This is a genomic window from Pseudomonas sp. NY5710, assembly GCF_013305665.1.
Taxonomy (GTDB): domain Bacteria; phylum Pseudomonadota; class Gammaproteobacteria; order Pseudomonadales; family Pseudomonadaceae; genus Aquipseudomonas; species Aquipseudomonas juntendi.
The window spans coordinates 1,037,554-1,061,707 of record NZ_CP045554.1 but is presented as its reverse complement, the minus strand read 5'-3'; the positions used below and the strand labels follow the sequence as shown (position 1 = coordinate 1,061,707).

Annotated in this window: 18 protein-coding genes; 7 read left to right on the top strand and 11 right to left on the bottom strand. The window is 61.8% G+C overall.

The window, feature by feature from the left end; all coding sequences use genetic code 11:
• Positions 1-3 precede the first annotated feature (3 nt).
• Positions 4-1,569 carry a methyl-accepting chemotaxis protein gene (locus tag GEV39_RS04775; protein ID WP_173891653.1) on the bottom strand — a complete coding sequence of 522 codons (1,566 nt, stop codon included), beginning with the start codon at positions 1,567-1,569 and terminating at the stop codon, positions 4-6.
• A 475-nt stretch (positions 1,570-2,044) separates the two neighbouring features.
• On the opposite strand from GEV39_RS04775, the gene GEV39_RS04770 reads away from it, so the two are divergent.
• Positions 2,045-4,906, top strand: coding sequence for a sensor histidine kinase (locus GEV39_RS04770; RefSeq protein WP_173887727.1), 2,862 nt, complete (start codon positions 2,045-2,047; stop codon positions 4,904-4,906).
• Positions 4,896-6,020 carry an HD-GYP domain-containing protein gene (locus GEV39_RS04765; protein ID WP_173887726.1) on the top strand — a complete coding sequence of 375 codons (1,125 nt, stop codon included), beginning with the start codon at positions 4,896-4,898 and terminating at the stop codon, positions 6,018-6,020. The genes GEV39_RS04770 and GEV39_RS04765 overlap by 11 nt, the downstream gene beginning before the upstream one ends.
• Positions 6,021-6,215: 195 nt before the next feature.
• Here the strand turns inward: GEV39_RS04765 and guaA are convergent, their stop codons facing one another.
• The 4 genes from guaA to GEV39_RS04745 form a co-directional block, all read right to left on the bottom strand.
• Positions 6,216-7,793 (bottom strand): glutamine-hydrolyzing GMP synthase, encoded by a 1,578-nt coding sequence (gene guaA, locus GEV39_RS04760; RefSeq protein ID WP_173887725.1) that lies wholly within the window; start codon positions 7,791-7,793, stop codon positions 6,216-6,218.
• A 126-nt stretch (positions 7,794-7,919) separates the two neighbouring features.
• Positions 7,920-9,389 carry an IMP dehydrogenase gene (gene guaB / locus GEV39_RS04755; RefSeq protein WP_003255025.1) on the bottom strand — a complete coding sequence of 490 codons (1,470 nt, stop codon included), beginning with the start codon at positions 9,387-9,389 and terminating at the stop codon, positions 7,920-7,922.
• Between the two features lie 147 nt (positions 9,390-9,536).
• Entirely contained in the window at positions 9,537-10,091 is a 555-nt protein-coding gene (locus GEV39_RS04750; RefSeq protein WP_173887724.1) for a sugar ABC transporter ATPase, read from the bottom strand.
• A 47-nt stretch (positions 10,092-10,138) separates the two neighbouring features.
• On the bottom strand, positions 10,139-10,894 hold the full coding sequence (locus tag GEV39_RS04745) for a sulfite exporter TauE/SafE family protein (protein ID WP_173887723.1): 756 nt from the start codon (positions 10,892-10,894) through the stop codon (positions 10,139-10,141).
• A 97-nt stretch (positions 10,895-10,991) separates the two neighbouring features.
• Here GEV39_RS04745 and GEV39_RS04740 point away from each other — a divergent pair, with 97 nt between their 5' ends.
• The 4 genes from GEV39_RS04740 (at position 10,992) to leuA (ending at position 16,215) form a co-directional block, all read left to right on the top strand.
• Positions 10,992-11,876: a LysR family transcriptional regulator gene (locus GEV39_RS04740; RefSeq protein WP_173887722.1), complete on the top strand. Its 885-nt coding sequence runs from the start codon at positions 10,992-10,994 to the stop codon at positions 11,874-11,876.
• Positions 11,877-11,908: 32 nt separating this feature from the next.
• On the top strand, positions 11,909-13,288 hold the full coding sequence (xseA, locus tag GEV39_RS04735; RefSeq protein WP_173887721.1) for an exodeoxyribonuclease VII large subunit: 1,380 nt from the start codon (positions 11,909-11,911) through the stop codon (positions 13,286-13,288).
• Positions 13,289-13,291: 3 nt separating this feature from the next.
• A complete protein-coding gene (locus tag GEV39_RS04730; RefSeq protein ID WP_173887720.1) occupies positions 13,292-14,119 on the top strand; it encodes a M23 family metallopeptidase in 828 nt (275 codons plus the stop codon).
• A 422-nt stretch (positions 14,120-14,541) separates the two neighbouring features.
• Positions 14,542-16,215, top strand: a complete 1,674-nt coding sequence (gene leuA / locus GEV39_RS04725) for a 2-isopropylmalate synthase (protein ID WP_009683414.1) — start codon at positions 14,542-14,544, stop codon at positions 16,213-16,215.
• Positions 16,216-16,706: 491 nt separating this feature from the next.
• Here the strand turns inward: leuA and GEV39_RS04720 are convergent, their stop codons facing one another.
• From GEV39_RS04720 to zwf, 3 genes are read right to left on the bottom strand one after another with little or no spacing between them, the layout of a single operon-like run.
• The gene (locus GEV39_RS04720; RefSeq protein WP_173887719.1) at positions 16,707-17,387 is read right to left on the bottom strand and encodes a bifunctional 4-hydroxy-2-oxoglutarate aldolase/2-dehydro-3-deoxy-phosphogluconate aldolase; all 681 of its coding nucleotides are present in this window, start codon (positions 17,385-17,387) and stop codon (positions 16,707-16,709) included.
• Positions 17,388-17,404: 17 nt separating this feature from the next.
• Complete coding sequence (gene pgl, locus GEV39_RS04715; protein ID WP_173887718.1) at positions 17,405-18,118, bottom strand: 6-phosphogluconolactonase; 714 nt, start codon at positions 18,116-18,118, stop codon at positions 17,405-17,407.
• The gene (zwf, locus tag GEV39_RS04710; RefSeq protein ID WP_009683411.1) at positions 18,105-19,574 is read right to left on the bottom strand and encodes a glucose-6-phosphate dehydrogenase; all 1,470 of its coding nucleotides are present in this window, start codon (positions 19,572-19,574) and stop codon (positions 18,105-18,107) included. Before zwf ends, pgl begins: the two co-directional genes overlap by 14 nt.
• Positions 19,575-19,785: 211 nt before the next feature.
• On the opposite strand from zwf, the gene hexR reads away from it, so the two are divergent.
• Positions 19,786-20,649 carry a DNA-binding transcriptional regulator HexR gene (gene hexR / locus GEV39_RS04705; RefSeq protein ID WP_173891652.1) on the top strand — a complete coding sequence of 288 codons (864 nt, stop codon included), beginning with the start codon at positions 19,786-19,788 and terminating at the stop codon, positions 20,647-20,649.
• Here the strand turns inward: hexR and GEV39_RS04700 are convergent.
• The 3 genes from GEV39_RS04700 to GEV39_RS04690 form a co-directional block, all read right to left on the bottom strand.
• On the bottom strand, positions 20,642-21,496 hold the full coding sequence (locus GEV39_RS04700; RefSeq protein ID WP_173887717.1) for a D-hexose-6-phosphate mutarotase: 855 nt from the start codon (positions 21,494-21,496) through the stop codon (positions 20,642-20,644). The genes hexR and GEV39_RS04700 overlap by 8 nt on opposite strands.
• 116 nt (positions 21,497-21,612) lie before the next feature.
• Positions 21,613-22,956, bottom strand: coding sequence for a carbohydrate porin (locus GEV39_RS04695; protein ID WP_173887716.1), 1,344 nt, complete (start codon positions 22,954-22,956; stop codon positions 21,613-21,615).
• Positions 22,957-22,996: 40 nt separating this feature from the next.
• Positions 22,997-24,151 carry an ABC transporter ATP-binding protein gene (locus GEV39_RS04690; RefSeq protein WP_029885492.1) on the bottom strand — a complete coding sequence of 385 codons (1,155 nt, stop codon included), beginning with the start codon at positions 24,149-24,151 and terminating at the stop codon, positions 22,997-22,999.
• Between the last annotated feature and the right edge of the window lie 3 nt (positions 24,152-24,154).

Genomic DNA, 24,154 nt, shown 5'->3' with positions numbered 1-24,154 from the left:
GGGTCAACCGTTGAAGCGAGTGACCAATGCGTTGAGTGCGTGCGCCGTGTTCTCCAGGTCACCGCCCAATGCACAGGAGTTTTCTGCGATATCTGCGTTCTGGTCCGAGACCTGAGCGATGCTGGTGATCTGCCGGGAGATCTCTTCTGCGACGTGAGCTTGCTCCTCGGAAGCGGTGGCCATTTGCTGGCTCATTTCGTGAATTCGACCGACTGCTGTGTTGATACCGTCCAACGCCTGCTGCGTGCTGATCACCTGTGCGACCCCATTGACGGCCTCGCCGCTGCCCTGACGTGCGACGATGACCGCCTGGTTGGCCACCTCTTGAAGGGTTTGGATAATCCGCTGGATGGTTTGCGTGGACTCCTGGGTTTTGGAGGCCAGTGCTCGAACTTCATCGGCAACTACGGCAAAACCCCGTCCTTGTTCGCCTGCCCGAGCGGCTTCGATCGCAGCGTTGAGTGCGAGTAAATTGGTCTGTTCGGCAATCGACCGGATCATGTTTGCCGCTTGTTGAATGGTCTGGGTCTCATTGGCGAGGCCTTCCACCGAATGGCTTACTGCCTCGACCGTATCAGCCAGTTTCTCGATCACGTTGCGCGTTTTTTGAGCTTCCTGCGAGCCGGTTTGAGTGAGCAGGTTGACTTCGTCTGCGGGTTTGGCGGTGTGATTGATGTGCACTGCCACTTCGGCAATAGACATCGCCATCTGGTTCATGGCAGTGGCTGCCATGTCGGCTTCATCACGTTGCTTGGTCAGCGCCTGCTCTGATTGACGGGACAGCGACTGGCTCTGGGTCGCCAGGGCAGCGGTCTGGTTGGCATAGTCGCCCAACCGGCTTAGCGCCGTACGGATCTTGGCCTGCTCGCTGATCAGGATCATTTGCAATTGCCCGGCCATGCCACGCTCATCGGTGTACGTGCGGGCGATGAGCTCGCTGTCGAAGCTGCCGGCCGAGACACTGCGGATACTGTTGAGGGTTTTGCGGGCCAGCACTTCGGCAACCCCCTGCAGGGCAAACATCCCGACCGCAGCAGCGAGCGCTCCCGTGAGGGTGCCTGCCATTTCGAACACACCGGCGCTTGCCGTGGCGACCAGTGCTGGGGGTAAAAGCATGCGAACCCAGAAGCCTACACGCTCGCGTACAGGTCGGCTTTGCTTGTTGTCTTTGAGCCTGGCGTATAAGTGGATCGCCCTTTGTACCTGCTCGCGGTCCGGCTTGACCCGAACCGACTCATAGCCGGTAAGTACCCCCTGGGCGAATATCGGCGTGACATAAGCGTTGACCCAGTAGTGGTCGCCGTTGCTGCAGCGGTTCTTCACCACCCCCATCCAGCTTTTGCCGTCCTTGAGGTAAGACCACATGTGGGCAAACACCGCGCTGGGCATATCGGGGTGACGAACGATGTTGTGGGGGCTACCAAGCAACTGCTCGCGAGTGTAACCGCTGACCGCCACGAACTCGTCGTTGCAGTACGTCAATTTGCCGTGCAAATCGGTAGCGGAAATCAGGCGCTGGCCTGCTGAGAATTCGAGCTCTTTCTGAGTGACCGGAAGGTTAGTTCGCATTATGCAAACCTCTGTGAACGCACTGGGGCAGTTGTTGTAATGCCTCTCCATTAGCTCAGTTGCGCGTCCTGCAGGTTTAGGGAGCAAGTCGGGATGGGGGAGTGGGGGCACCTGCATTGGTAGTTAGATGAAATGAAGGCTAATTGATGGCCTTATGATGTCAATGGATGCAATGAAATATTTTGTTACGCGTTTTGGAAGCGTCATCTTTTGTTGCTTTGGATCAGTAGTTAGGAGACTAATCATGATTAACCACGCCCCAACTACATCAGAGAACCAAAACCATGCGACAACCGTTGACATGTACGAATGAATATTATTACCAAACCCTTGGTACAACTAATTAACGGTTGGCAACACCTGAAACTTTTCTAGAATGAGTCGACGAAGGGAGTTTGAATAAATGCGCCAATGGATATAAAAAAGTAATGGCTGATGGCCACTATTTTTTATCATTGGGTATGCAGGAGGCGAGATGAGCAAGGCCCCTGGTCGAATCCTGTTGCGCCAGTGGATGTGGCGCGCGTTCATGCGCAGCGCGCTGATCCCCCTGATTCTCGTAGAGACGGTGCTGGTAGGCTGCTACTTGTTGACCAACCAGGCCATCCGGGATGCCCAATTGGGGTACCTGGACCGCAGTGCCAATCAGAGCCTGGCCGCGAGTGCGGAGCAGAACGCGCGGATAATCGAGAACCAGTTGAAGCATATTGGTGACACCGCAAGCTTGCTCGCCCGGCTCACCACGCTCGTCCTGCAGACCCCGACACCCGCCACTACAGAAAGCCTGGCAATATCCCCCCAAGGCGCTCGGTTCAGCCCGGTAGACCGGGGTGGTGCAGCGTCATTTTATTCCTCGGCAACGCCTCTGGCTCGGCAGGACCTGGCCAAGGTCAGCCGCTTGGCATCCCTCGATCCCATGCTCAAGGAGATCAAGGACCACGATGCGACCATTGCCAGCCTGTATTTCAACAGTTGGGACAGCTACAACCGGATTTATCCATGGTTTCGCACAGACGAGCAGTACCCGGATGCCATGCGCATCCCGGACTTCAACTTCTACTACCTGGCTGATCAGGCCCATAACCCTGGGCGCACCTCGCGCTGGACCGACGTTTACCTGGACCCCGCAGGCCATGGCTGGATGATGTCGGCTGTCGCTCCTGTTTATGCCGGAGACTTTCTGGAAGGGGTAGTAGGTATCGATGTAACCATTGGCGGGATTCTGCCCCAGCTTGAAGAGCTGAAAGTGCCGTGGGATGGCTATCTGCTGCTGGTGGGGCGTGATGGGACGATCATGGCCATGCCGAAGAAGGCCGAACACGACTTCGACCTTCAGGAACTGATCGATGTACCGAGCAAGAACAAGCTCAGTAGCGAACACTTCAAACCGCAGAATTTCAACTTGATGTCTCGGAACGACACGCGGGAGTTGGCGGCTCGCTTGAGAGACGGCGGCGCTGACAATATGCAACTGTCTCTGAAGGGCCGAGAGCATCTGGTGGCTTGGAGCGCTATCAGCAGCACTGGGTGGCATTTGTTGGCGGTGGTCGACAAGGAAAATGTCATGAGCGCCACCAATGCGCTGGCTGCCCATTACCGCACGATTGGCTATCTCATGATCGGCGGCCTGGTCGTGTTTTATCTGGCCTACTTCAGTGTGTTGTGGGTGCGTTCCCGCAGGCTGAGCGAGCGCTTGCGCCAAACCATTGCTGAGATCAGCTCAATGCTCAGAGAAATCGGAAGCGGGCATTGGCAGCCCGCGCGAGCCCGATCGCAGATTCAGGAACTGGATCAAATGGCCGGCGATGTGCTGACTATGGGCGGTCAATTGGCGACAAGTGAACTGCATCGTCGTATGGCTCAGGAGCGGCTGATGCTGATCATGGACTCCCCCACCTCGGGTATGTGGGAGTTTCATCTGGATGACGACTGCCTGAGCCTGCATGGCGGGTTGTGCAAACGCCTGGGCTGGGCAAGCAACCATATTTCAAGGGAAGCATTTCTCGAGAAACTCGATGCGCAAAGTGCCAGTCAGTTCCAAGGGGTCCTCGATCGCCTTCGCTCAGGGCTGCAGCAGCGTATCGAGGTGGAATTGAGGGTACGTAAGGACGATGGCAGCGCATTATGGCTGTTGTGCCAAGGCCAGATCCTTGACGTGTCGTTCGGCACCAACCGAACCGCGCTTGGTACGCTGGTCGATATCGACATGCTGAAGTTGGCCGAGGCGGATCTCAAGGAGCGAACCCATCAAGCGCAAGCTGCCAACCAGGCGAAGTCGCGGTTTATCTCCAGTATCAGCCACGAACTGCGCACCCCTCTCAACGCCATTCATGGCTTCGGCCAGCTGTTACAACTGCAAGTGCAGGATGCTGTTGCCAAAGATCAGGCTCAGGAGATTCTCGCTGCGAGCAGCCACCTGACTACCCTTGTCGACGACTTGCTGGATTGGTCAAGCCTGCAGGCAGAACCTCAGCACCTCAGCCTGATATCGGTTCAGGTGGTCGAGTTGTTGGAACACTGCTGCGAAATGATGGCCCCGCAGGCGATGGCCGCAGGGCTGGAACTGCAGCTTTCTCCAATGCCCAGGGATTGGTGGGTGCATGCGGAGCCGAGGCGTTTGCGCCAAGTCATCTTGAACCTGCTGTCCAATGCCATCAAGTACAACCGGCCGGGAGGCAAGTTGCTGGTCGGCGCCGAGTTGCTCCCTGGTGTCGTGCGTTTGTATGTCGAAGACGGAGGTATGGGTATCGAGCCTGAGCTGCAGGCTGAACTCTTCGAGCCGTTCCAACGTTTGGGTAAGGAAAACACTTCGATTCAGGGTACCGGTATCGGGTTGGCGCTGTGCCGTGAGCTAGCAAGCCTGATGGGTGGATCAATGGGACTGCGCAGCATACCGGGTGAGGGCAGCCGCTTCTGGATCGAATTGCTTGACGCCACACTACTGGAGTGCCCACAGGATATAAGTGATCCCCTCGTGTTTTATGCAGGGCGTGATCTCGACATCATTACCCAGTTGCCGGCGTTGTTGCACGGCCACACCCGGTTCGAGCATGGCACGCTAGAGGCGTGCCTTGATCAGGCGCGCGAACAGGGTGCCCCCACTGTGCTGTTGCTTGACTGTGATGGGGACGAGGCACCAGCACTGGGGTCACTGGCGCGAATCCGTCGCACCGCTGGCGCGGAATGCATGTCGTTGGTGCTGATTGGTAGCCAGCCGCGCAAGCTGGCTTTGTTGGGCGTTGAGTTCCAAGGCGTGCTCGCCAAACCCGTGGCCCGTGAAGAACTTGCCGAGTTGCTCAGGGCCTTATTGGAACAGGAGTCCTCTGATGTTCACTGATATTCCTGACGATGTGCGTATCGTCGTGGTAGACGACGTCGCCGCCAACTTGCGCTTATTGGTCTCGAGCCTGAAAGCCTTTGGTTTGACCAATGTAGTGTCATTTTCGGATTCCGCGGCTGGGCTGCAATGGTTGCTCGACCATCCATGGGACCTGTTGCTGTTGGATCTGGACATGCCAGCGCCGGATGGTTTCCAAATTCTCGAGCAATTGAAGGAGCGTGACCGCTCTCGTCAGCCAGTCATCATCCTGACCGCCCTGACCGACCCGGTTAGCCGACGCAAAGGGCTGGAGGCCGGTGCGAATGACTACCTGCCGAAGCCTCTGGACCTACCAGAGCTGGTCTTGAGGGTTCGCAATTGCTTGCGCTTGGCTCAGGCAACCCGACGCCTGCAGGAAGCCAATCTGAACCTGGAGTTGCAAGTCCTGCAGCGTACTGTCCAGCTACAGGACAGTTACCGCGCGGCCATTCGTGCGCTTGGCAGGGCGGCAAGCTACCGGGATAACGAAACCGGCGATCACATCCAGCGGATTGGTGATTCGGCCGCGTTGATCGCCCAGGCAATTGGGCAGCCTGTAAGCTGGTGCGAACGCCTGAGAATGGCGGCGCCGATGCATGACCTGGGTAAAATCGGTATCGCTGACCACATTCTCCTGAAACGGGGCCCCCTAACGGATGAAGAGCGACAAGTGATCATGCAACATCCGGGTATCGGCTACAGCATATTGCAAAGCGAGGCCATGGATGAGTTGACAGAAATGGCGGCGCAAATTGCCTACTGCCATCATGAAAAATGGGATGGTACCGGTTACCCACGCGGCCTCAGCGGCGAAGCCATCCCCCTTGCCGCCAGGATTGTGGCACTGTGTGATGTGTATGACGCCCTGCGAATGTCCCGCCCGTACAAGGCAGGCTGGAGCGCAGAACGCGCGCAGGAATTCATCAGGGAGCAATCGGGCCGGCATTTCGATCCCCGTTTGGTGGAGGCCATACAAGGATGCTTCGCGCAAATTGAAAAGTGTTTTCAGCAGTCGAGCATCGTGGGGCACCCGCACGACAGAGACACGCCTCACGCCGAGCTAGGGTACTTGCGTGCGAATGGGTCTGAGTAAGCAGGCCTGCGCCGGCACCCGTGTAGATTTGCTTGCCGGCTTGCGCGACTAGGTTACGTGGGCATTGATTCATGGCTGGGCAGGCCACGCTGTCTGAAAGGAAGCTCCCGCCTCTCAAAAAGCCGAAAGCCCGCAATCACGCGGGCTTTTGGGGTGTTTCTTACCACCTGATGCCGGGATGTGCCGGACGCAAGATCATTCCCACTCAATCGTCGCCGGCGGCTTGCTCGACACGTCATAGGTCACGCGCGAGATGCCGTCGATTTCATTGATGATACGGCCACTGACGGTTTCCAGCAGCTCGTACGGCAGGTGTGCCCAACGCGCGGTCATGAAGTCCACGGTCTCGACGGCACGCAGGGCCACGACCCAGGCGTAGCGACGGCCGTCGCCGACGACGCCGACCGACTTGACCGGCTGGAACACCACGAAGGCCTGGCTGGTCTTGTGGTACCAGTCGGCTTTGCGCAGCTCTTCGATGAAGATGTGGTCGGCACGACGCAGGATGTCGGCGTATTCCTTCTTCACTTCACCAAGGATACGCACACCCAGGCCTGGGCCCGGGAACGGGTGGCGGTAGACCATGTCGTACGGCAGGCCCAGTTCCAGGCCGATCTTGCGCACTTCGTCCTTGAACAGTTCACGCAGCGGCTCGACCAGCTTGAGGTTCATTTCCTCCGGCAGGCCACCGACGTTGTGGTGCGACTTGATCACGTGGGCCTTGCCGCTCTTGGCGCCAGCCGACTCGATCACGTCCGGGTAGATGGTGCCCTGGGCAAGGAACTGGATGTTTTCCAGCTTGCTGGCCTCGGCATCGAACACGTCGATGAAGGTGCGGCCGATGATCTTGCGCTTCTTCTCCGGGTCGGCTTCGCCTTCCAGGTTGTCGAGGAACTGCTTTTCAGCGTCGGCGCGAATGACCTTGACGCCCATGTTCTCCTTGAACATGGCCATCACCTGGTCACCTTCGTGCAGGCGCAGCAGGCCGTTGTCGACAAATACGCAGGTCAGCTGGTCGCCGATGGCGCGGTGCAGCAGCGCGGCAACCACCGAGCTGTCGACGCCGCCAGACAGACCCAGCAGGACGTTGGCCGAACCCACTTGTGCACGCACCTGGGCGATGGCGTCGTCAACGATGTTGGACGGGGTCCACAGGGCCTCGCAGCCACAGATGTCCTGCACGAAGCGGGACAGGATGCGACCGCCCTGCTTGGTGTGGGTCACTTCCGGGTGGAACTGCACGCCGTAGTAGCCGCGGGTGTCGTCGAACATGCCGGCGATCGGGCAGCTTGGGGTGCTGGCCAATACATGGAAATTGCCCGGCATCTGGGTGACCTTGTCGCCGTGGCTCATCCACACGTCCAGGCCCAGTACGCCGTCAGCGTCGATGTGATCTTCGATGCCGTCGAGCAGGCGGCTCTTGCCGACCACGTCCACGCGGGCATAACCGAACTCACGCAGGTCGGAACCTTCGACCTTGCCGCCCATCTGTTCGGCCATGGTCTGCATGCCGTAGCAGATGCCCAGCACCGGCACGTTCAGGTCGAACACTGCCTGCGGCGCGCGCGGGCTGTTGGCTTCGTGGACCGACTCGGGGCCGCCGGCGAGGATGATGCCGCGCGGGTTGAATTCGCGGATCGCTTCATCGTCCATGTCGAACGGGTGCAGCTCGCAGTACACGCCGATCTCGCGCACGCGGCGGGCAATCAGCTGGGTGTACTGGGAACCGAAATCGAGGATCAGGATGCGGTGAGCGTGAATGTCGAGGGCCATGACTCAATCTCTGATGCAGTTGCAAGCGTTAAGCCGCAAGCTGCAAGTTGATCGGGGAGAACGCGGTAGTTGCTGCAGTGCAACTACCGCTTGTAGCTTGAAGCTTGTCGCTTACCGCTGGAGGCGTTAGCCGACGCGGTAGTTAGGGGCTTCTTTGGTGATCTGCACGTCATGCACGTGGGACTCGGCCATGCCGGCGCCGGTGATGCGTACGAACTCCGGCTTGGTGCGCATCTCTTCGATGGTTGCGCTGCCGGTGTAGCCCATGGACGAACGCAGGCCGCCCATCAGCTGGTGGATGATCGCCGCCAGTGCGCCCTTGTACGGCACACGGCCTTCGATGCCTTCCGGTACCAGCTTCTCGGCACCGGCCGAGGAGTCCTGGAAGTAACGGTCGGACGAGCCTTGCGCCTGTGCCATGGCACCCAGCGAGCCCATGCCGCGGTAGGCTTTGTAGGAACGGCCCTGGAACAGCTCGACTTCACCTGGCGCCTCTTCGGTACCGGCGAACATCGAACCCATCATCACGCAGGAAGCACCGGCTACGATGGCCTTGGACAGGTCACCGGAGAAGCGGATGCCGCCGTCGGCGATCAGTGGCACACCGGTGCCTTCCAGTGCGGCGGCAACGTTGGCGATGGCGCTGATTTGCGGCACGCCGACGCCTGCAACGATACGGGTGGTGCAGATAGAGCCCGGGCCAATACCGACCTTGACCGCGTCAGCGCCGGCTTCGGCCAGGGCCTTGGCCGCAGCGCCGGTGGCGATGTTGCCGCCGATTACCTGCACCTGCGGGTAGGTTTCCTTCACCCAGCGCACGCGGTCGATGACACCTTTGGAGTGACCGTGGGCAGTGTCGACCACCACCACGTCAACCCCGGCAGCAACCAGGGCGGCTACGCGCTCGCCGGTGTCCTTGCCAGTGCCGACGGCAGCGCCGACGCGCAGGCGACCTTGGTCGTCCTTGCTGGCCAGCGGGTAGGCCTTGGCCTTTTCGATGTCCTTGACGGTCATCATGCCCTTGAGGTTGAACTTGTCGTCAACGATCAGGACTTTTTCCAGGCGGTGCTTGTGCAGCAGCTCGCGCACTTCGTTCTTGTCGGCGCCTTCGCGCACCGTGACCAGGCGCTCTTTTGGCGTCATCACGTCGCGGACCTTGGCGTCCAGGCGGTTTTCGAAGCGCACGTCACGGGAAGTGACGATGCCGACCAGGTCACCGTTGGCCAGCACTGGCACGCCGGAGATGTTGTTCAGGCGGGTCAGCTCGAACAGGTCGCGCACGGTAGCGTCGGCGTCGATGGTGATCGGGTCCTTGACCACGCCAGCCTCGAACTTCTTGACCTTGCGAACTTCGCCGGCCTGCTGCTCGATGGTCATGTTCTTGTGGATGATGCCGATGCCGCCTTCCTGAGCCATGGCAATGGCCAGGCGCGCTTCGGTCACGGTATCCATGGCGGCGGAAACCAGCGGAATGTTCAGCTCGATGCCACGAGTCAAACGGGTCTTGAGACTGACTTCATTGGGCAGTACCTCGGAATAGCCAGGTACAAGGAGGATATCGTCGAAGGTCAGGGCTTCTTGGCTGATACGCAGCATCGCGGGGGCTCCCGGGCGGGAAAAATGGAAGCGCGCCATTATACTCATGCACGGCGCGCCGCTCAATGTAAATCAAGCTTCAAGTTACAAGCGGCAAGCTACGAGAGTCGTCAGGCATACACGCCGGTTTTTCTTGAAGCTTGCGACTTAAAGCTTGCAGCTGACCTGCACCACCGTCACCGGCTGGTCGAGCCAGTCGGCGAAGCTGTCGAGAAAGGCCTGGGTAAACCCGGCCTCGCCCCAGTTGTTGAAGATGAACCCCAGGTTGGAGAAGGCACATGGCTGCAGGTAAATGAAGCCATTGATGTCATCTTCGAAGCCGCACAGCGGGCAGGTGAAGTTGTCACTGACCGCCGGCATCCATTCTTCCAGGCTTTCGAACAGCGGCTCGCCCACCTCGCGCCGGCACTGCGGGCAGCCGGCTTCTTCAAGAAACCCTTCGGTGGGGGTATAGATGCAGCGCTTGAGCATCACTTCCAGGCCGTTAGCCTGCTCGCCAAAAGGCAACAGCTCAGGCCGCAGGGCCACCTTGCGGGCGCCTGCAGCCAGGGCGTGGCCCATGCGGTTGCCGGTACGGCCACAGGTGCTCAGCTGCTCCTCGACCACTTTCTCGCGTACCAGCCAGCGCACGATGGCGCGGGCGCGGGCTTCGTGCACCGGCACGGTGGACAGCTTGGGAACGATAATGCTCTGGGTGTTCATGAACGGTACAAGCCTGCAAAACTGCGATAAGGGCGCAATTCTACCGCTCAGGCGCCGAGGTAGCGACCGATCAGCGCCAAGCCGCTGGCCAGCACCAGCCAAGTGACCAGGCGCACAAAGGCTTCGCGCGACAGCCTGTGGGTCAGCCCACGGCCGACCCACAAGCCGATGAACATGACCGGCAGCAGGCATGCAGCCAGCAAGAGCAGGCTCTGGTCGGCGTAAACACCGGCGACCAGGAACAATGCCAGGCGCACCACCGTGCTGCAGCTGATCAGCGCGCTCTGGGTGGCGCGCACCTGCTCCTTTCGTTCAAGGCGTGCACTCAGGTACAGCGCATAAAGGAAACCGCCGCTGCCGAACAGCGCCCCGAACAGCCCGCCTGCCGTGCCCATTGGCACTGCCCAGAAACCCGACAGGTTCGCCGGCCGCACGTTGACCGCCAGGCTATACAGCGCGTAGGCCGTAACGAACAGCCCCATCAACAGCAACAGCACGTCAGACTGCAAACGCAGCAGGAACACCACACCCAACGTGCAGCCCAGGGCCATGAACGGCAACAGCCGCAGCAACTCGCCGCGCACCACATCACGTCGCGAGGGCAGCAGGTTGCCGAGGGCGGCGACAAAATCGAGCAGCACCAGCAGCGGGATGATCCGTGACAACGGCATGAAATGGATCAGCACGGGACCCGCCACCAAGGCCGTGCCGAAACCGGCAATGCCAAAGACGACGTAGGCCACGCCGACACCGAGCAGGATGGGCAGCCAGTCAAGGCCGGTGAGCGACAGTTCAGTAAGCATGGCAGCCGTTCCAGGGAGCATAGGCAAAGGTTAGCCAGCTGAGAGCCATGCCGACTAATATGGCTTTATCGCCAAAGCCATCTCGAAAAGGCATGACATGACGTCCATCCGCCAGTTGCGTTACTTCGTGGAAATCGCCGAGTGCGGCAGCTTCAGCGGTGCCGCTGAACGCCTGTTCATCGCGCAGTCGGCACTCAGCCGGCAGATCAAGGAGCTGGAGCAGCAACTGGGCACGCCATTGTTCGAGCGCACCGCCCGCCTGCCGCGCCTGACCCCGGCCGGCCAGGCGTTGCTGGAGCGGGCACGGCGCCTGCTGGCCGACTTGGCGCAGGCAGAGCGGGTGACCCGCGATATTGGCCAAGGGTTGCAAGGCAGCTTGCGCCTGAACCACTCCAGCACCGTCCCGTTGACCGGCCCGCTGTTGGCGCGTTTGAGCGGTTACCTGCACGCTAACCCGGGGGTTGCACTGGACATCGCCCAGCAGTCGTCGGAGGCGCAACTGGAAGATATCGCTGCGGGGCGGCTGGATATCGGCCTGTTGCGCTTGCCGGTGCTTCGCCAGCATGAAGGCGTGGTGCTGCATGAGCTGTTCAGCGAACCCTTGCTGCTTGCGGTGGCGGCCGGGCATCCGTTGGCCGGTGTGGCGCAGGTTACGCTGCAACAGTTGCGCGACGAGCGCTTCATTTCCATTCCACACCGTGAGCGCGGCGGGCTGAGCTACCTGGCGGCCTCGTTGTGCATGGATGCGGGCTTTTTCCCGCAGGCCGCGCAGGTGCTGTCGCGCAAAACGACCCAGTTGCAGCTGATCCAGGCAGGTTTTGGCGTGGCCCTGCTGCCGCAATGCATGCGCGCTATTGCGCCGGCCTCTATCAGTTTCGTCACACTGGAGGGGGGCCGGGAAAGTACCGTGGCCTTGGCGTGCCGGCGTGATGCAGAGCAATTGGTGCGCCAGTTCGTGGCCGCAATGAAAGATCACGGCTAGCCCGCAACGCCCGGTAGGGTATGATGCCGGCCATGATCAAAGACCCTTTCGAACGACTCGGCCTGGACCGCGAGGTCCTGACGGTCAGCCAACTCAACGGCCGCGCCCGCGTGCTGCTCGAAGACGTGTTCCGCAGCGTGTGGGTGGAAGGCGAGATTTCCAACCTCGCCCGCCCGGCGTCTGGCCACATGTACTTCACCCTCAAGGACAGCGGTGCCCAGGTACGCTGCGCCCTGTTCCGGCAGAGCGCCACGCGGGTGCGCCAAGCGCTGCGCGATGGCCTGGCGGTGCGGGTGCGGGGCAAGGTTTCGCTGTTCGAGGGCCGGGGTGATTATCAGCTGATTCTCGACACCGTCGAGCCGGCGGGGGATGGCGCGCTGCGCCTGGCATTCGAGGCCTTGAAGGAAAAACTCGGTGCCGAAGGGCTGTTCAGCGCCGAACGCAAGAAGCCCTTGCCTGCCCACCCGCAACGCATCGGTATCATCACCTCCCCCACTGGCGCGGTGATCCGCGACATCATCAGTGTGTTCGGCCGCCGCGCCCCGCAGGTGGAACTGAACCTGATTCCCACGGCGGTACAGGGCCGCGAGGCTATCGCCCAGATCGTGCGTGCCATCCGCCTGGCCGACGGCCTTGGCTTCGATGCGCTGATCCTGGCCCGTGGTGGCGGCTCGCTGGAAGACCTGTGGTGCTTCAACGAAGAAGCCGTGGCCCGCGCCGTGGCTGCCTGCGTCACACCGATTGTCAGCGCAGTCGGCCATGAGACCGATGTGTCCATCAGCGACTTCGTGGCAGACGTGCGCGCCCCCACGCCGTCTGCCGCCGCAGAGTTGCTGGCGCCCGACAGCAGCGGCATTCGCCAACGCCTGGAGGGGCTGCAGCGGCGCTTGTTGCTGCGCATGCAGAACCGCCTGAGCCACGACCGCCTGCGCCTGGACTCGCTGACCAGGCGCCTGCGCCACCCGGGCGAGCGCTTGCGCCAGCAGGCCCAGCGCCTGGACGACCTGGACATGCGCCTGCGCCGGGCGTTCCTGCTCAGCCTCAACCAGCGCCGCGAGCGTTTGGCGCGGGCAGAAACCCGCCTGGCCGCGCAACACCCGGGGCGCAACCTGAAGCTGCTGGCCCAGCGCCTGGACAGCCTGGCCGAGCGCCTGCCACGGGCCATGCGCGAACTGCTCAAGGACCGCCGCCAGCGCTTGCAGGCCCAGCTGCAGACGCTGCAGGTGGTCAGCCCGCTGGCCACGCTGGCGCGCGGCTACAGCATCCTGCTCGACGACCAGGGCCAGGCGATTCGCAGCGCCGAACAGACCCGCAACGGCCAACGTCTTACGGCACGCCTGGACCAAGGCGAGCTGCTGGTGCGCGTGGAAGACAATCACCTGACTCCGGTCACCCTCTCGCTACTGGACTGACACATGCCCCGCCTGCTTACTTCCCTGTTCGCCCTTTCCCTGTTACTGCTGGCCGGCGGCGCCCAGGCCAGTTACATCACGCGTGCGCTGAACAAGCCGGTGCCCGGCGGCGTGGCGGTGGTCAACCTCGGCCCTGCCGCCAGCGCCCCCGAAGCGCGCTTCGACGGCAAGCCGGTGCTGGTGGTCAAGGAGCAGAACAACTGGCTGGCCATTGTCGGTATTCCACTGACCCAGAAGCCGGGTACTGCCGTGCTCAGCCAAGGCGGGCGCAACCTGCCGTTCAGCGTGGGTAGCAAAAAGTACCCCGAGCAGCGCATTACCCTGAAGAACACCCGCCAGGTCAACCCGAACCCCGCCGACCTCAAGCGCATCGACCGCGAGCTGGCCGAACAGATCAAGGCCTACCGCAGCTTCAGCCCTGCCCTGCCCAGCAACCTGATCCTCGACAAGCCGGTCAATGGCCCCCTGTCGAGCAAGTTCGGCGTGCGTCGCTTTTTCAATGGCGAGGAACGCAACCCGCATGCCGGGCTGGACTTCGCGGTGCCGGCAGGTACGCCCATCAAGATCCCGGCCAATGGCAAGGTGATTCTGGTGGGGGATTACTTCTTCAATGGCCGCACGGTATTCGTGGACCACGGCCAGGGCTTCATCAGCATGTTCTGCCACATGTCGAAGATCGATGTGCAGGTAGGGCAGCAACTGCGCCGGGGCGAGGTAGTCGGGCGTGTGGGCTCGACCGGGCGGGCTACCGGGCCGCACATGCACTGGAACGTGAGCCTGAACGATGCGCGGGTGGATCCGGCGATTTTCATCGGGGCGTTTCAGCCCTGAGACCGCAGTGCCTGAATCACCGACAAGCCTTGCCTGCACAGCGCTCCAGCCCTGTAACACTGCTGAGGAAGCCGGCTTGCCGGCGATGAGGCCAGAACAGGTCAAAGGGGTTCCACTATGTTGCGCCACCTAAAACTACCGCGCAAAAATAAATAATCCCAAGAGATAATCCAGCCATAAAATCTCGCACTTACGCTTTTTTTAAGCATTCCTCTCAATTTTTTCCGAACGCTTGCCATCCCCCACCCCACTGGTTAAGTTTGAAGGCATGAAAACCTTCAGCACCCTCATCCTGCTCCGACAACATCGCAGCCTCAGCCTGGTCAGCGCACGACTACCAGGCTGAATCGCGTCGCCTCGCCTCTTCATCTTGTTATCGCTCGGCAGGCCCGATTTCGGCCGCACACAAAAGGATTGCTTCCATGTCCATGCTCAAAGACCCTTCGAAAAAATACCGCGCCTTCCCGACTATCGACCTGCCTGACCGCACCTGGCCGTCGAAGACCATCACCGCAGCGCCCATCTGGTGCAGCTCCGACTTGCGTGATGGCAACCAGTCGCTGATCGAGCCGATGGATTCGGAGAAGAAACTGCGCTTCTGGAAGACCCTGGTCCAAGTGGGCGTGAAGGAAATCGAAGCGGCGTTCCCGTCTGCCTCGCAGACCGATTTCGACTTCGTGCGCACCCTGATCGAAGACGGCCACATCCCGGACGACACCACGATCCAGGTGCTCACCCAAGCCCGTGAAGACCTGATCGCGCGTACCTTCGAGTCGCTGCGTGGCGCGAAAAAGGCCATCGTCCACCTGTACAACGCCACCTCCCCGGCATTCCGCCGCATTGTCTTCAACCAGGACAAGCAAGGCGTGAAGGACATCGCGGTGAACGCTGCCAAGCTGTTCGTCAAGTATGCCGCCCAGCAGCCCGAAACCCACTGGACCTTCCAGTACTCGCCAGAAACCTTCAGCGCGACCGAAATGGAATTCGCCAAGGAAGTGTGCGACGCGGTCATCGAGGTGTGGAACCCGACGCCAGAGCACAAGGTCATCCTCAACCTGCCGGCCACCGTGGAAGTCTCCACGCCGAACATCTACGCCGACCAGATCGAATGGTTCTGCCGCAATGTCAGCCGCCGCGACAGCGTGATCATCAGCCTGCACTGCCACAACGACCGTGGCACCGGCATTGCCGCCACCGAACTGGGCCTGATGGCCGGCGCAGATCGCGCCGAAGGCTGCCTGTTCGGCAACGGCGAGCGGACCGGTAACGTCGACCTGGTGACCTTGGCACTGAACCTGTACACCCAGGGTATCGACCCGCTGCTGGACTTCTCCGACATCGACGGCGTGCGCAAGGTGGTCGAAGAGTGCAACCAGCTGCCCGTGCACCCACGCCACCCTTATGTCGGCGACCTGGTACACACTGCGTTCTCCGGCTCGCACCAGGACGCCATCCGCAAGGGCTTCGCCAAGCAGCAGGAAGGCGAGCTGTGGGAAGTGCCGTACCTGCCGATCGACCCGGCCGATATTGGCCGCAGCTACGAGGCGGTCATTCGCGTCAACAGCCAGTCGGGCAAAGGCGGCATCACCTACTTGCTCGAGCAGGAGTACGGTATCAGCCTGCCGCGCCGCATGCAGATCGAGTTCAGCCAGGTTGTGCAGGGTGAAACCGACCGTTTGGGCCTGGAAATGACCGCTCAGCAAATCTACAGCCTGCTGCACAAGGAATACTTGCAGGCCAACGCGCCATATGCCCTGGTCAGCCACCGCCTGCAGGAAGAAAACGGCCACAGTGCCGTGGAAGTGGAAGTCGCCGGCGAAGGCGAAACCACACTGCACTGGCGCGGCAAGGGCAATGGCGCCCTGGAAGCCCTGGTTGCCGGCCTGCCGGTTGCCGTGGAAATCATGGACTACAACGAGCACGCGATTGGGGCTGGCACCAACGCCAAGGCGGCGGCCTACATCGAATTGCGCGTGGCCGGTGGCCGCCCGGTGCACGGTGTGGGTATCGACGAAAACATCACCACCGCCAGCTTCAAGGCACTGTTCAGCGCCCTGAACCGCTCGTTGAGCCAGCAGGAAGCCAAAGCGGCCTGAGCCCTGTCTGCTGAATGAGAAAGCCCGCATCGTTTGATGCGGGCTTTTTTGTTGGCCGGTACTGGCCCTATCGCTGGCAAGCCAGCTCCCACAGGGTACTGCACAGGCTTCGAGTGCTGCGGTATTCCTGTGGGAAATCACACAGCCCTAAGGGCTGCGCTGTCGCGCAGTGAACTCGATTCATAAGCCCGGCGCGCCCGCTCCAACAGGGTACTGCACAGGCTTCGAGTGCTGCGGTATTCCTGTGGGAGATCACACGACCCTACGGGTCGCGCTGTCGCGCAGTGAACTCGATTCATAAGCCCGGCGCGGCCCTGTGGGAGCGGGCGTGCCCGCGAACACCGGCGCAGCCGGTGCCATGCACCGCGCTGGATGCTTCGCGGGCGCGCCCGCTCCCACAGGGTACGCGGTGCACCCGGCGCTGCAAGAATGACAGGCAAAAAAAGGGGCGCCGACCAAGCGCCCCATAAGCCGTAAAGCACACAACAAATTCAGTGGGCGTCCACTAGCGCCATCGCCTCGGCACTGCACGCTTGGATCCGCGCCCAATCGCCATTCTTGATCCAGCTGCTGTCGAGCATCCAGGTACCCCCTACACACATCACGTTGGGCAAGGCCATGTAATTGCGCACATTGGCCGGGTTCACACCACCGGTTGGGCAGAAGCGGATATCGCCGAAAGGCCCGCCGAACGCCTTGATCGCCGCCACGCCACCGCTGATTTCCGCGGGGAACAGCTTGAAGCGACGGTAGCCCAGGCCATACCCCAGCATGATTTCGGACGGCGTGCTGATGCCTGGCAGCAGCGGGATCTCGCTGTCCACCCCGGCCTGGAGGAGCTCCGGGGTAATGCCTGGGGTGACGACAAATTGCGCCCCTGCGGCTTCAACGGCGGCGAACATACCGCGATCCAGTACAGTGCCGGCGCCCACGCAGAGCTCCGGGCGCTGCTTACGCAGTACCTCGATGGCCTTCAGCCCAAGCGCTGAGCGCAAGGTCACTTCGAGGGTACGGATACCGCCCGCAGCCAGTGCGTCAGCCAGCGGCAGGATGTCTTCCTCACGGGCGATGGTGATCACCGGCAGGATGCGCGCCTTTTCGCAAATGGCGTCGATCCGCGCGGCTTTGTCGGCCATCGAGAGCTTGGACTGTGGGCGTTCAAGGGTGGTCATGACTGTGGATCCTTGGCTCATGGGCACCAGTAGATGTCCAGGGGGGCGTGAAGAAAAGCGCGAATCGGCATTTCGGTAAGGTCGTTGCCAGCCAGCGCGGCGCGCAGGGTGGCGAGTTTGCCCTGGCCCTGCACGGCCAGCGCGGTAAAGCCGGCACTGGCCAGCAAGGCGCGGGTCATCGACAGGCGCTGGTGCGGCACGCTGGGCGCCAGCAACGGCAGGCAGCGACGTTGGCTAGCCAGGTCCAGGCCTGCTTTCAGGTTCGGGCTGGCCGGGAACAGCGAAGCGGTATGGCCATCGTCCCCCATGCCCAGCACCAGCACGTCGATCTGCGGCAGCTCGGCCAACGCCTGGTCGGCCAAGTGCGCTGCGGCGTCGAGGTTTTCCGCCTGCTGGTACAGGCCAATGAAGCGGGCCTCGGCCGCATTACCCTGGAACAGGTGACGGGCCAGCAGGCCCGCATTGCTGTCGGCGTGCTCTACCGGCACCCAGCGTTCATCGGCCAGGCTGACGGTGACCTTGGCCCAGTCCAGCGCTTCGCTGGCCAGTTTTTCCAGGAATGGCACCGGGCTGCGGCCACCGGACAACACCACGCAGGCCTGCCCCTTGGCAGCAACCGCAGCGCGCAGGCGCTCGGCCACGTCGTGGGCTTGAGCGGCGGCCAGCGCCGTGGCGTCTGCCAACTCGTGTACGTTCACGACCGCTGGCAGTTTCAGTTCAGATATCCCCATACCACGCCCTCCCATCGCGTGTGATCAGTGCAATCGAGCTCATCGGCCCCCAGGAGCCGGCCGCGTATGGCTTGGGCGCATCGCCCGCATTACGCCAGCCGGCGATCAACTGGTCGCACCACTTCCAGGCATACTCGATTTCGTCCTTGCGCACGAACAGGTTCTGGTTGCCGCGCATCACTTCGAGCAACAGCCGCTCGTAGGCATCCGGAATCCGCGCACTGCGCCAGGTATCGGAAAAATTCAGTTGCAGCGGGCCACTGCGCAGTTGCATGCCCTTGTCCAGCCCCTGCTCCTTGGTCATTACCCGCAACGAAATGCCTTCGTCCGGCTGCAGGCGGATGATCAGCTTGTTGCCCACCTGCAAACGCTGTTCCGGGGCAAAGATGTAGTGCGGGGTTTCCTTGAAGTGAATAACGATCTGCGACAGCTTCTGCGGCATGCGCTTGCCGGTGCGCAGGTAGAACGGCACGCCTGACCAACGCCAGTTGCGAATGTCGGCACGCAGGGCGACGAAGGTTTCGGTATCGCTCTGCGCGTTGGCATTGTCTTCTTCCAGGTAGCCCGGTACGGGCTTGCCATCGCTGTAGCCGGCAATGTACTGGCCACGCACCACGCGGGTGCTCAGGGCGTCGCCCGTGATCGGTGCCAGTGCCTTCAACACCTTGACCTTTTCGTCGCGGATGGCATCGGCAGACAAGTCGCTGGGCGGGTCCATGGCGATCAGGCACAGCAGCTGCAGCAGGTGGTTCTGAATCATGTCGCGCAGTTGCCCGGCCTTGTCGAAGTAGCCCCAGCGGCCTTCGATACCGACCTTTTCGGCAACGGTGATCTCCACATGGGAGATGGAATTCTGGTTCCACTGGGTTTCGAACAGGCTGTTGGCAAACCGCAGGGCAATGAGGTTCTGCACGGTCTCCTTGCCCAGGTAGTGGTCGATACGGTAGACCCGGCTTTCCGGAAAGAACCGGGCGACAGCGTCGTTGACCCGGCGTGACGATTCCAGGTCATGGCCAATGGGTTTTTCCAGCACTACCCGGGTGCGCGCCACCAGGCCGGCCTTGTCGAGGTTCTCGCAGATGGCCCCGTATACAGCCGCGGCGGTGGCGAAGTAGGCGATCAACGGCAGCTCGCCGGGCAACTGCTCGGCCAGCGCCTGATAGCCTTCAGGCTGCAGGAAGTCCAGGTGCAGGTAGCTCAGCCGGGCGAGGAAGCGCCCCAGTGCGGCCGGCTCGATATCGGCCTCGGGCACATGCCGGCGCAGGTGCGCTTCGATGTGATCCAGGTGCGCCTGCGCACTGCCGGCCTCACGCGCCAGCGCCAGCAGACGGGTGTCCGGGTGCAACAGATTGGCGCGGTCGAGTTGGTACAGCGCAGGAAACAGCTTGCGCAGCGCCAGGTCGCCGAGGGCGCCAAACAGGGCAAAGGTGCAAGGTTCGACACTGATTGCAGCCATGATGTTGGTTCTTTCCTAAAGTTGGTCTAGGAATACCGCTTTCACATACGGTTTTCAAGGGGAAATGTAGTAAAAACCACAACATTACACACAAGTGTTACAGACAAGTGGTACGCCAACCGCACCGACAGTACGATAGACGACCGTGCAAAAAGCCTGCTGCTCCCACAGCCGGCTGTCTTCCCGACCCAAGGACATACCCATGGACCGCGTGCGAAACCTCCTGGAACAGATCCAGGGACGCCTCGACGAGCTGAACAAGGCCGAACGCAAAGTCGCCGAAGTCATCCTACTCAACCCGCAACAAGCCACCCGTTTCAGCATCGCTGCGCTGGCCCAGGCGGCCAAGGTCAGCGAGCCGACCGTCAACCGTTTCTGCCGCTCGTTCGGCGTCAGCGGCTACCCGGAGCTCAAGCTGCAACTGGCACAGAGCCTGGCCAGCGGGGCCGCCTACGTCAGCCGTGCAGTAGAGGCCGACGATGACCCGGCGTCCTATACCCAGAAAATCTTCGCCAGCGCCATTGCCTCACTCGACAGTGCCTGCCAGCAACTGGACCCGATGCAGGTCAGCCGTGCCGTGGACATGATGATCCAGGCCCGGCAAATCCACTTTTTCGGCCTTGGCGCCTCCGCCCCGGTGGCCCTCGATGCACAGCACAAGTTCTTCCGCTTCAACCTGGCGGTATCGGCCCATGCCGACGTGCTGATGCAGCGCATGCTGGCCTCGGTGGCCCACACCGGTGACCTGTTCGTGATCATTTCCTACACCGGGCGCACCCGCGAACTGGTCGATGTGGCCCGCCTGGCCCGCGAAAACGGTGCCTCGGTGCTGGGCCTGACTGCCGCCGGCTCGCCCCTGGCCAACGCCTGCAGCCTGAGCCTGCATATCCCGCTGCCCGAAGACACCGACATCTACATGCCGATGACCTCGCGCATCATCCAGCTGACCGTGCTCGATGTCCTGGCTACCGGCATGACCCTGCGCCGTGGCGTGGATTTCCAGCCGCACCTGCGCAAGATCAAGGAAAGCCTGAACGCCAGCCGCTACCCGATCGAGGACGACGAACTCAACTGAGCCGGTGCGCCTGCAAACGCAGGTGGGCACGCTGCCCCGGCGCCAGGCTCAGGCCCTCGCCGCTGCCACTGGCAGCCTCGACGCAGACAAAGCCCTGGCATTCCCGCCCGGTCACGCCCATCAACGGGCGATTGCCCGGGTGCCAGACCACCGTGTCGTCGCTGTCGCCCGTGTCGATGCACAGCTCGCGCTGCCAGGCCGGGTCCTGCAGTTGTACCCGGGGCGTGCCCGGGTAGACCTTCTGGCAGCCGCCCTTGAGCTTCAGCGCACCGTCCTCACGGCAGGCCTGACGGCTCAGCCGGTCATAACCCTGTATATCCTCCAGCCCAGACAGCGCTATCTCGGAAACGTGACTGATACGCCAGTAGGCCAGCAAGGCATGGCTCAACTGGCAGGGTTGGCTGTCCTGGTGCTCAGTACTCAAGCTCAGTTCCATGCGGCTACCCAACCGGGCGTGCAGGTCGACCTGCCAGTCGCACAGGTCCAGCTGCCATTTCAGGCTTACGCCCTCCTCGTCCTCGCGGCTGTCCACCAGCTTCCAGTCGAGCAACCGCGCCCAGCCATGCGCCGGCCACAGGTCTTCGCTGGGGTGGCGGCCATACCATGGCCAGCACACCGGTACACCACCGCGTATCGCCCCCACTTGCGGCCACTGCTCGGCGCACCACAGCCAAGGCCGCTCGCCCGCCGGCTGAAAATGCAGCAGTTGCGCGCCCTGGCGGCTGAATACCGCCTGGCAACGGGGGTGGTCGATGATCAGCACATCGCGCTGCTGGTAACGCTCCCACTCGAATGTCGGCCGCGGCCGCTGCGAGGTGAAGAAGCGATGGAGCGGATGTTCGGGCATGGTTCAAAGCTCTTTTTGTTTGAGGTAGCGCTGTCTCAGCCTATCCCCAACACCCACTGCAGGGCAGTGGGTGCCGGGCGCCGAAATGGATTGGCGTAAATTTACAACAATTGCCCTCAGAATGACGACTGAATCTTCAAGCCGGCGACCAGCGCATTGTCCACCTGGTCAACCCCACCCGGGCTCTTGATGTACTGCAGGTTGGGCCGCACGGTCAGCCAGTTGGTGACGTGGAAGCCGTAGTACAGCTCGGCGTTGTACTCGGTGCGCTGCAATGGCATGAAGCCTGGGTTGTCATAATCGTCGATGCCGTTCTGCGCGTTGATCAGCTCGGCACGCTTCTTCACGTCGTCGTTCACATGGATGCGCGCCACGCCAAAGCCGATGTCATCCTTGGGCCGTGCGTCGAACGCACCTTTGTACACCAACCCCACCTGCTGGTAGTTGTCGACCACGTTGGTGGCCTTGTCGTGCACGGTGAAGTTAGCGAAAAGGCTGAGGCCACGGTTCACGTCCCCCGCATGGGCGGTGACCTGTTGCTGCGCCACCACCCACCAGCCATGCTTGCTGGAGTGCGACTTGAACGCGTCGCCGGTGAGACCCTGCGGGTTGCCGTTGACGTCGTCGTAGACATCGTCGGCCTTGGCGGTGCTGTAGTAGTAGCCCAGGCGGTACTCGCCCGGCAGGCCGTTGACCTTGGGTGACCACACCGCCTCTACCGGCAGGATCGCGCCCTTGGTGCCGCTGCCACTGAGTTTGAAGCCGTTGCCGGTTTCCAGGTTGGAGGGGTTCTGCTCGAAGGCACCGACCTGCACGAAGAAGTCCGGGGTGATGTTGTACTTCACCCGCAACGCCCACTGGCTGACCGGCCAGTTGTACCAGATGCCGCCTACCCAGTTGCCCACCTGCGAACCGCAGAAGGCTAGGTTCTGGAAGTCGCACGGGAAGCTGTTGAAATCCTCGCCCGGGCCGTAGCGGCCGACTTTCACATCCAGTGCGCCGTCGAAGTACTTCTGCTTGACCCACATCTGGGTCAGGCGCCAGGTCTGGCCGCGCCCCCACACTTCCTGCACCGAGCTGAACTGCCCGGCGCGCGGGTCGCTGATGCGGTCGTTGGACAGGTTACGGCCGCTACGCTCGGTGATCGCCAGCTTGAATTCGGCATCGTGCCAGCCGAAGATCTTCTGCAGGTCCAGGTGCGCGCCAAGGGCGAACTGGTCGCTGTAGCGCGCGGTTTTGTCGTGGTTGTAGCCGCCATGCAGGTTACCGGCCACTTCGCCCACGTAATCGAGGGTGAAATCGTAGCCCTTGTCCAGCAGCTCGGTACGGGTGCCGCCCCAGTCGCCGGTCATCCACTTCGATTCGCTGGAAAATGCCTCGGCAGCTTGTGCACTGGCGCTGCCAACCACGGCGAGCAATGCCAGCGACCCCAATGTCTTGATACGTTTGCGCTGTTCCATCCCTTTGCGTCCTCTTTTTCTTATTGATGATGTAGACGAATTAACGGCCTTTGAAGTGAGCCACGTTGTCCTTGGTGGCTGCGGCAGTGCTGGCCAGGTGCAGCCGCTCGCCGCTGTTGGCGTCGAACAGCAGCACCCGCGCCGGGTCCAGTTGCAGGTTGAGGTTGTCGCCAACCTGGCAGGCCACATCGGGCGCCAGGCGGCAGCAGACCTTGGTCTGGTTGAGGGTGACGAACACCAGCAGGTCCGGCCCGGTGGGTTCGGTGACCTGCACTTCGGCACGAATGGCCGGCAGGCCGTTGCCCTCGCTGGCCCCCAGGGCTATCTGCTCAGGGCGGATGCCCAGCAGGATTTCACGGCCATCCTGTTCATTGGCGGCCAGCCCCAAAGGCAGCTCGCAGCGCGCCTGGCCGCTGTCGAGCAGCGCCAGCAGGCGGCCATCCTGTTGCTTGAGGCGGGCCGGAATGAAGTTCATTGGCGGCGAGCCGATGAAGCTGGCGACAAACTGGTTGGCCGGGTCGTTGTAGATCTGTTGCGGGGTGCCGAACTGCTGGATGATGCCATCCTTCATCACCGCAACCTTGTCGCCCAGGGTCATGGCCTCGATCTGGTCATGGGTGACGTACACGGTGGTGGTCTTCAGGCGCTGGTGCATCAGCTTCATTTCGGTACGCATCTCGACCCGCAGCTTGGCGTCCAGGTTGGACAGCGGCTCGTCGAACAGGTAGATCTTCGGCCGCCGCGCCAGTGCCCGGCCCATGGCCACGCGCTGCTGCTGGCCGCCCGACAGCTGCGCCGGTTTGCGCGCCAGCAGGTGCTCGATCTGCAGCAACTTGGCCACACGCGCCACCTCTTCATCGATTGCCGCCTGCGGCAGCTTACGGATTTTCAGGCCAAATTCGATGTTTTCGCGCACGCTCATGGTCGGGTACAGCGCGTAGGACTGAAACACCATGGCGATGTCGCGGTCCTTGGGGCTCATGCCACTGACGTCCTGCCCGTCGATGAGAATGGCCCCGCCGGTGATCTGCTCCAGGCCGGCGATGCAGTTCATCAGAGTCGATTTACCACAGCCCGACGGGCCAACCAGGATCAGGAACTCGCCGTCGCTGATCGACAGCTGGATGTCCTTGAGGGTATCGGGCAGGCCGGTGCCGTAGGTCTTGTTTACATTGCGCAGTTCGAGCGTTGCCATGAC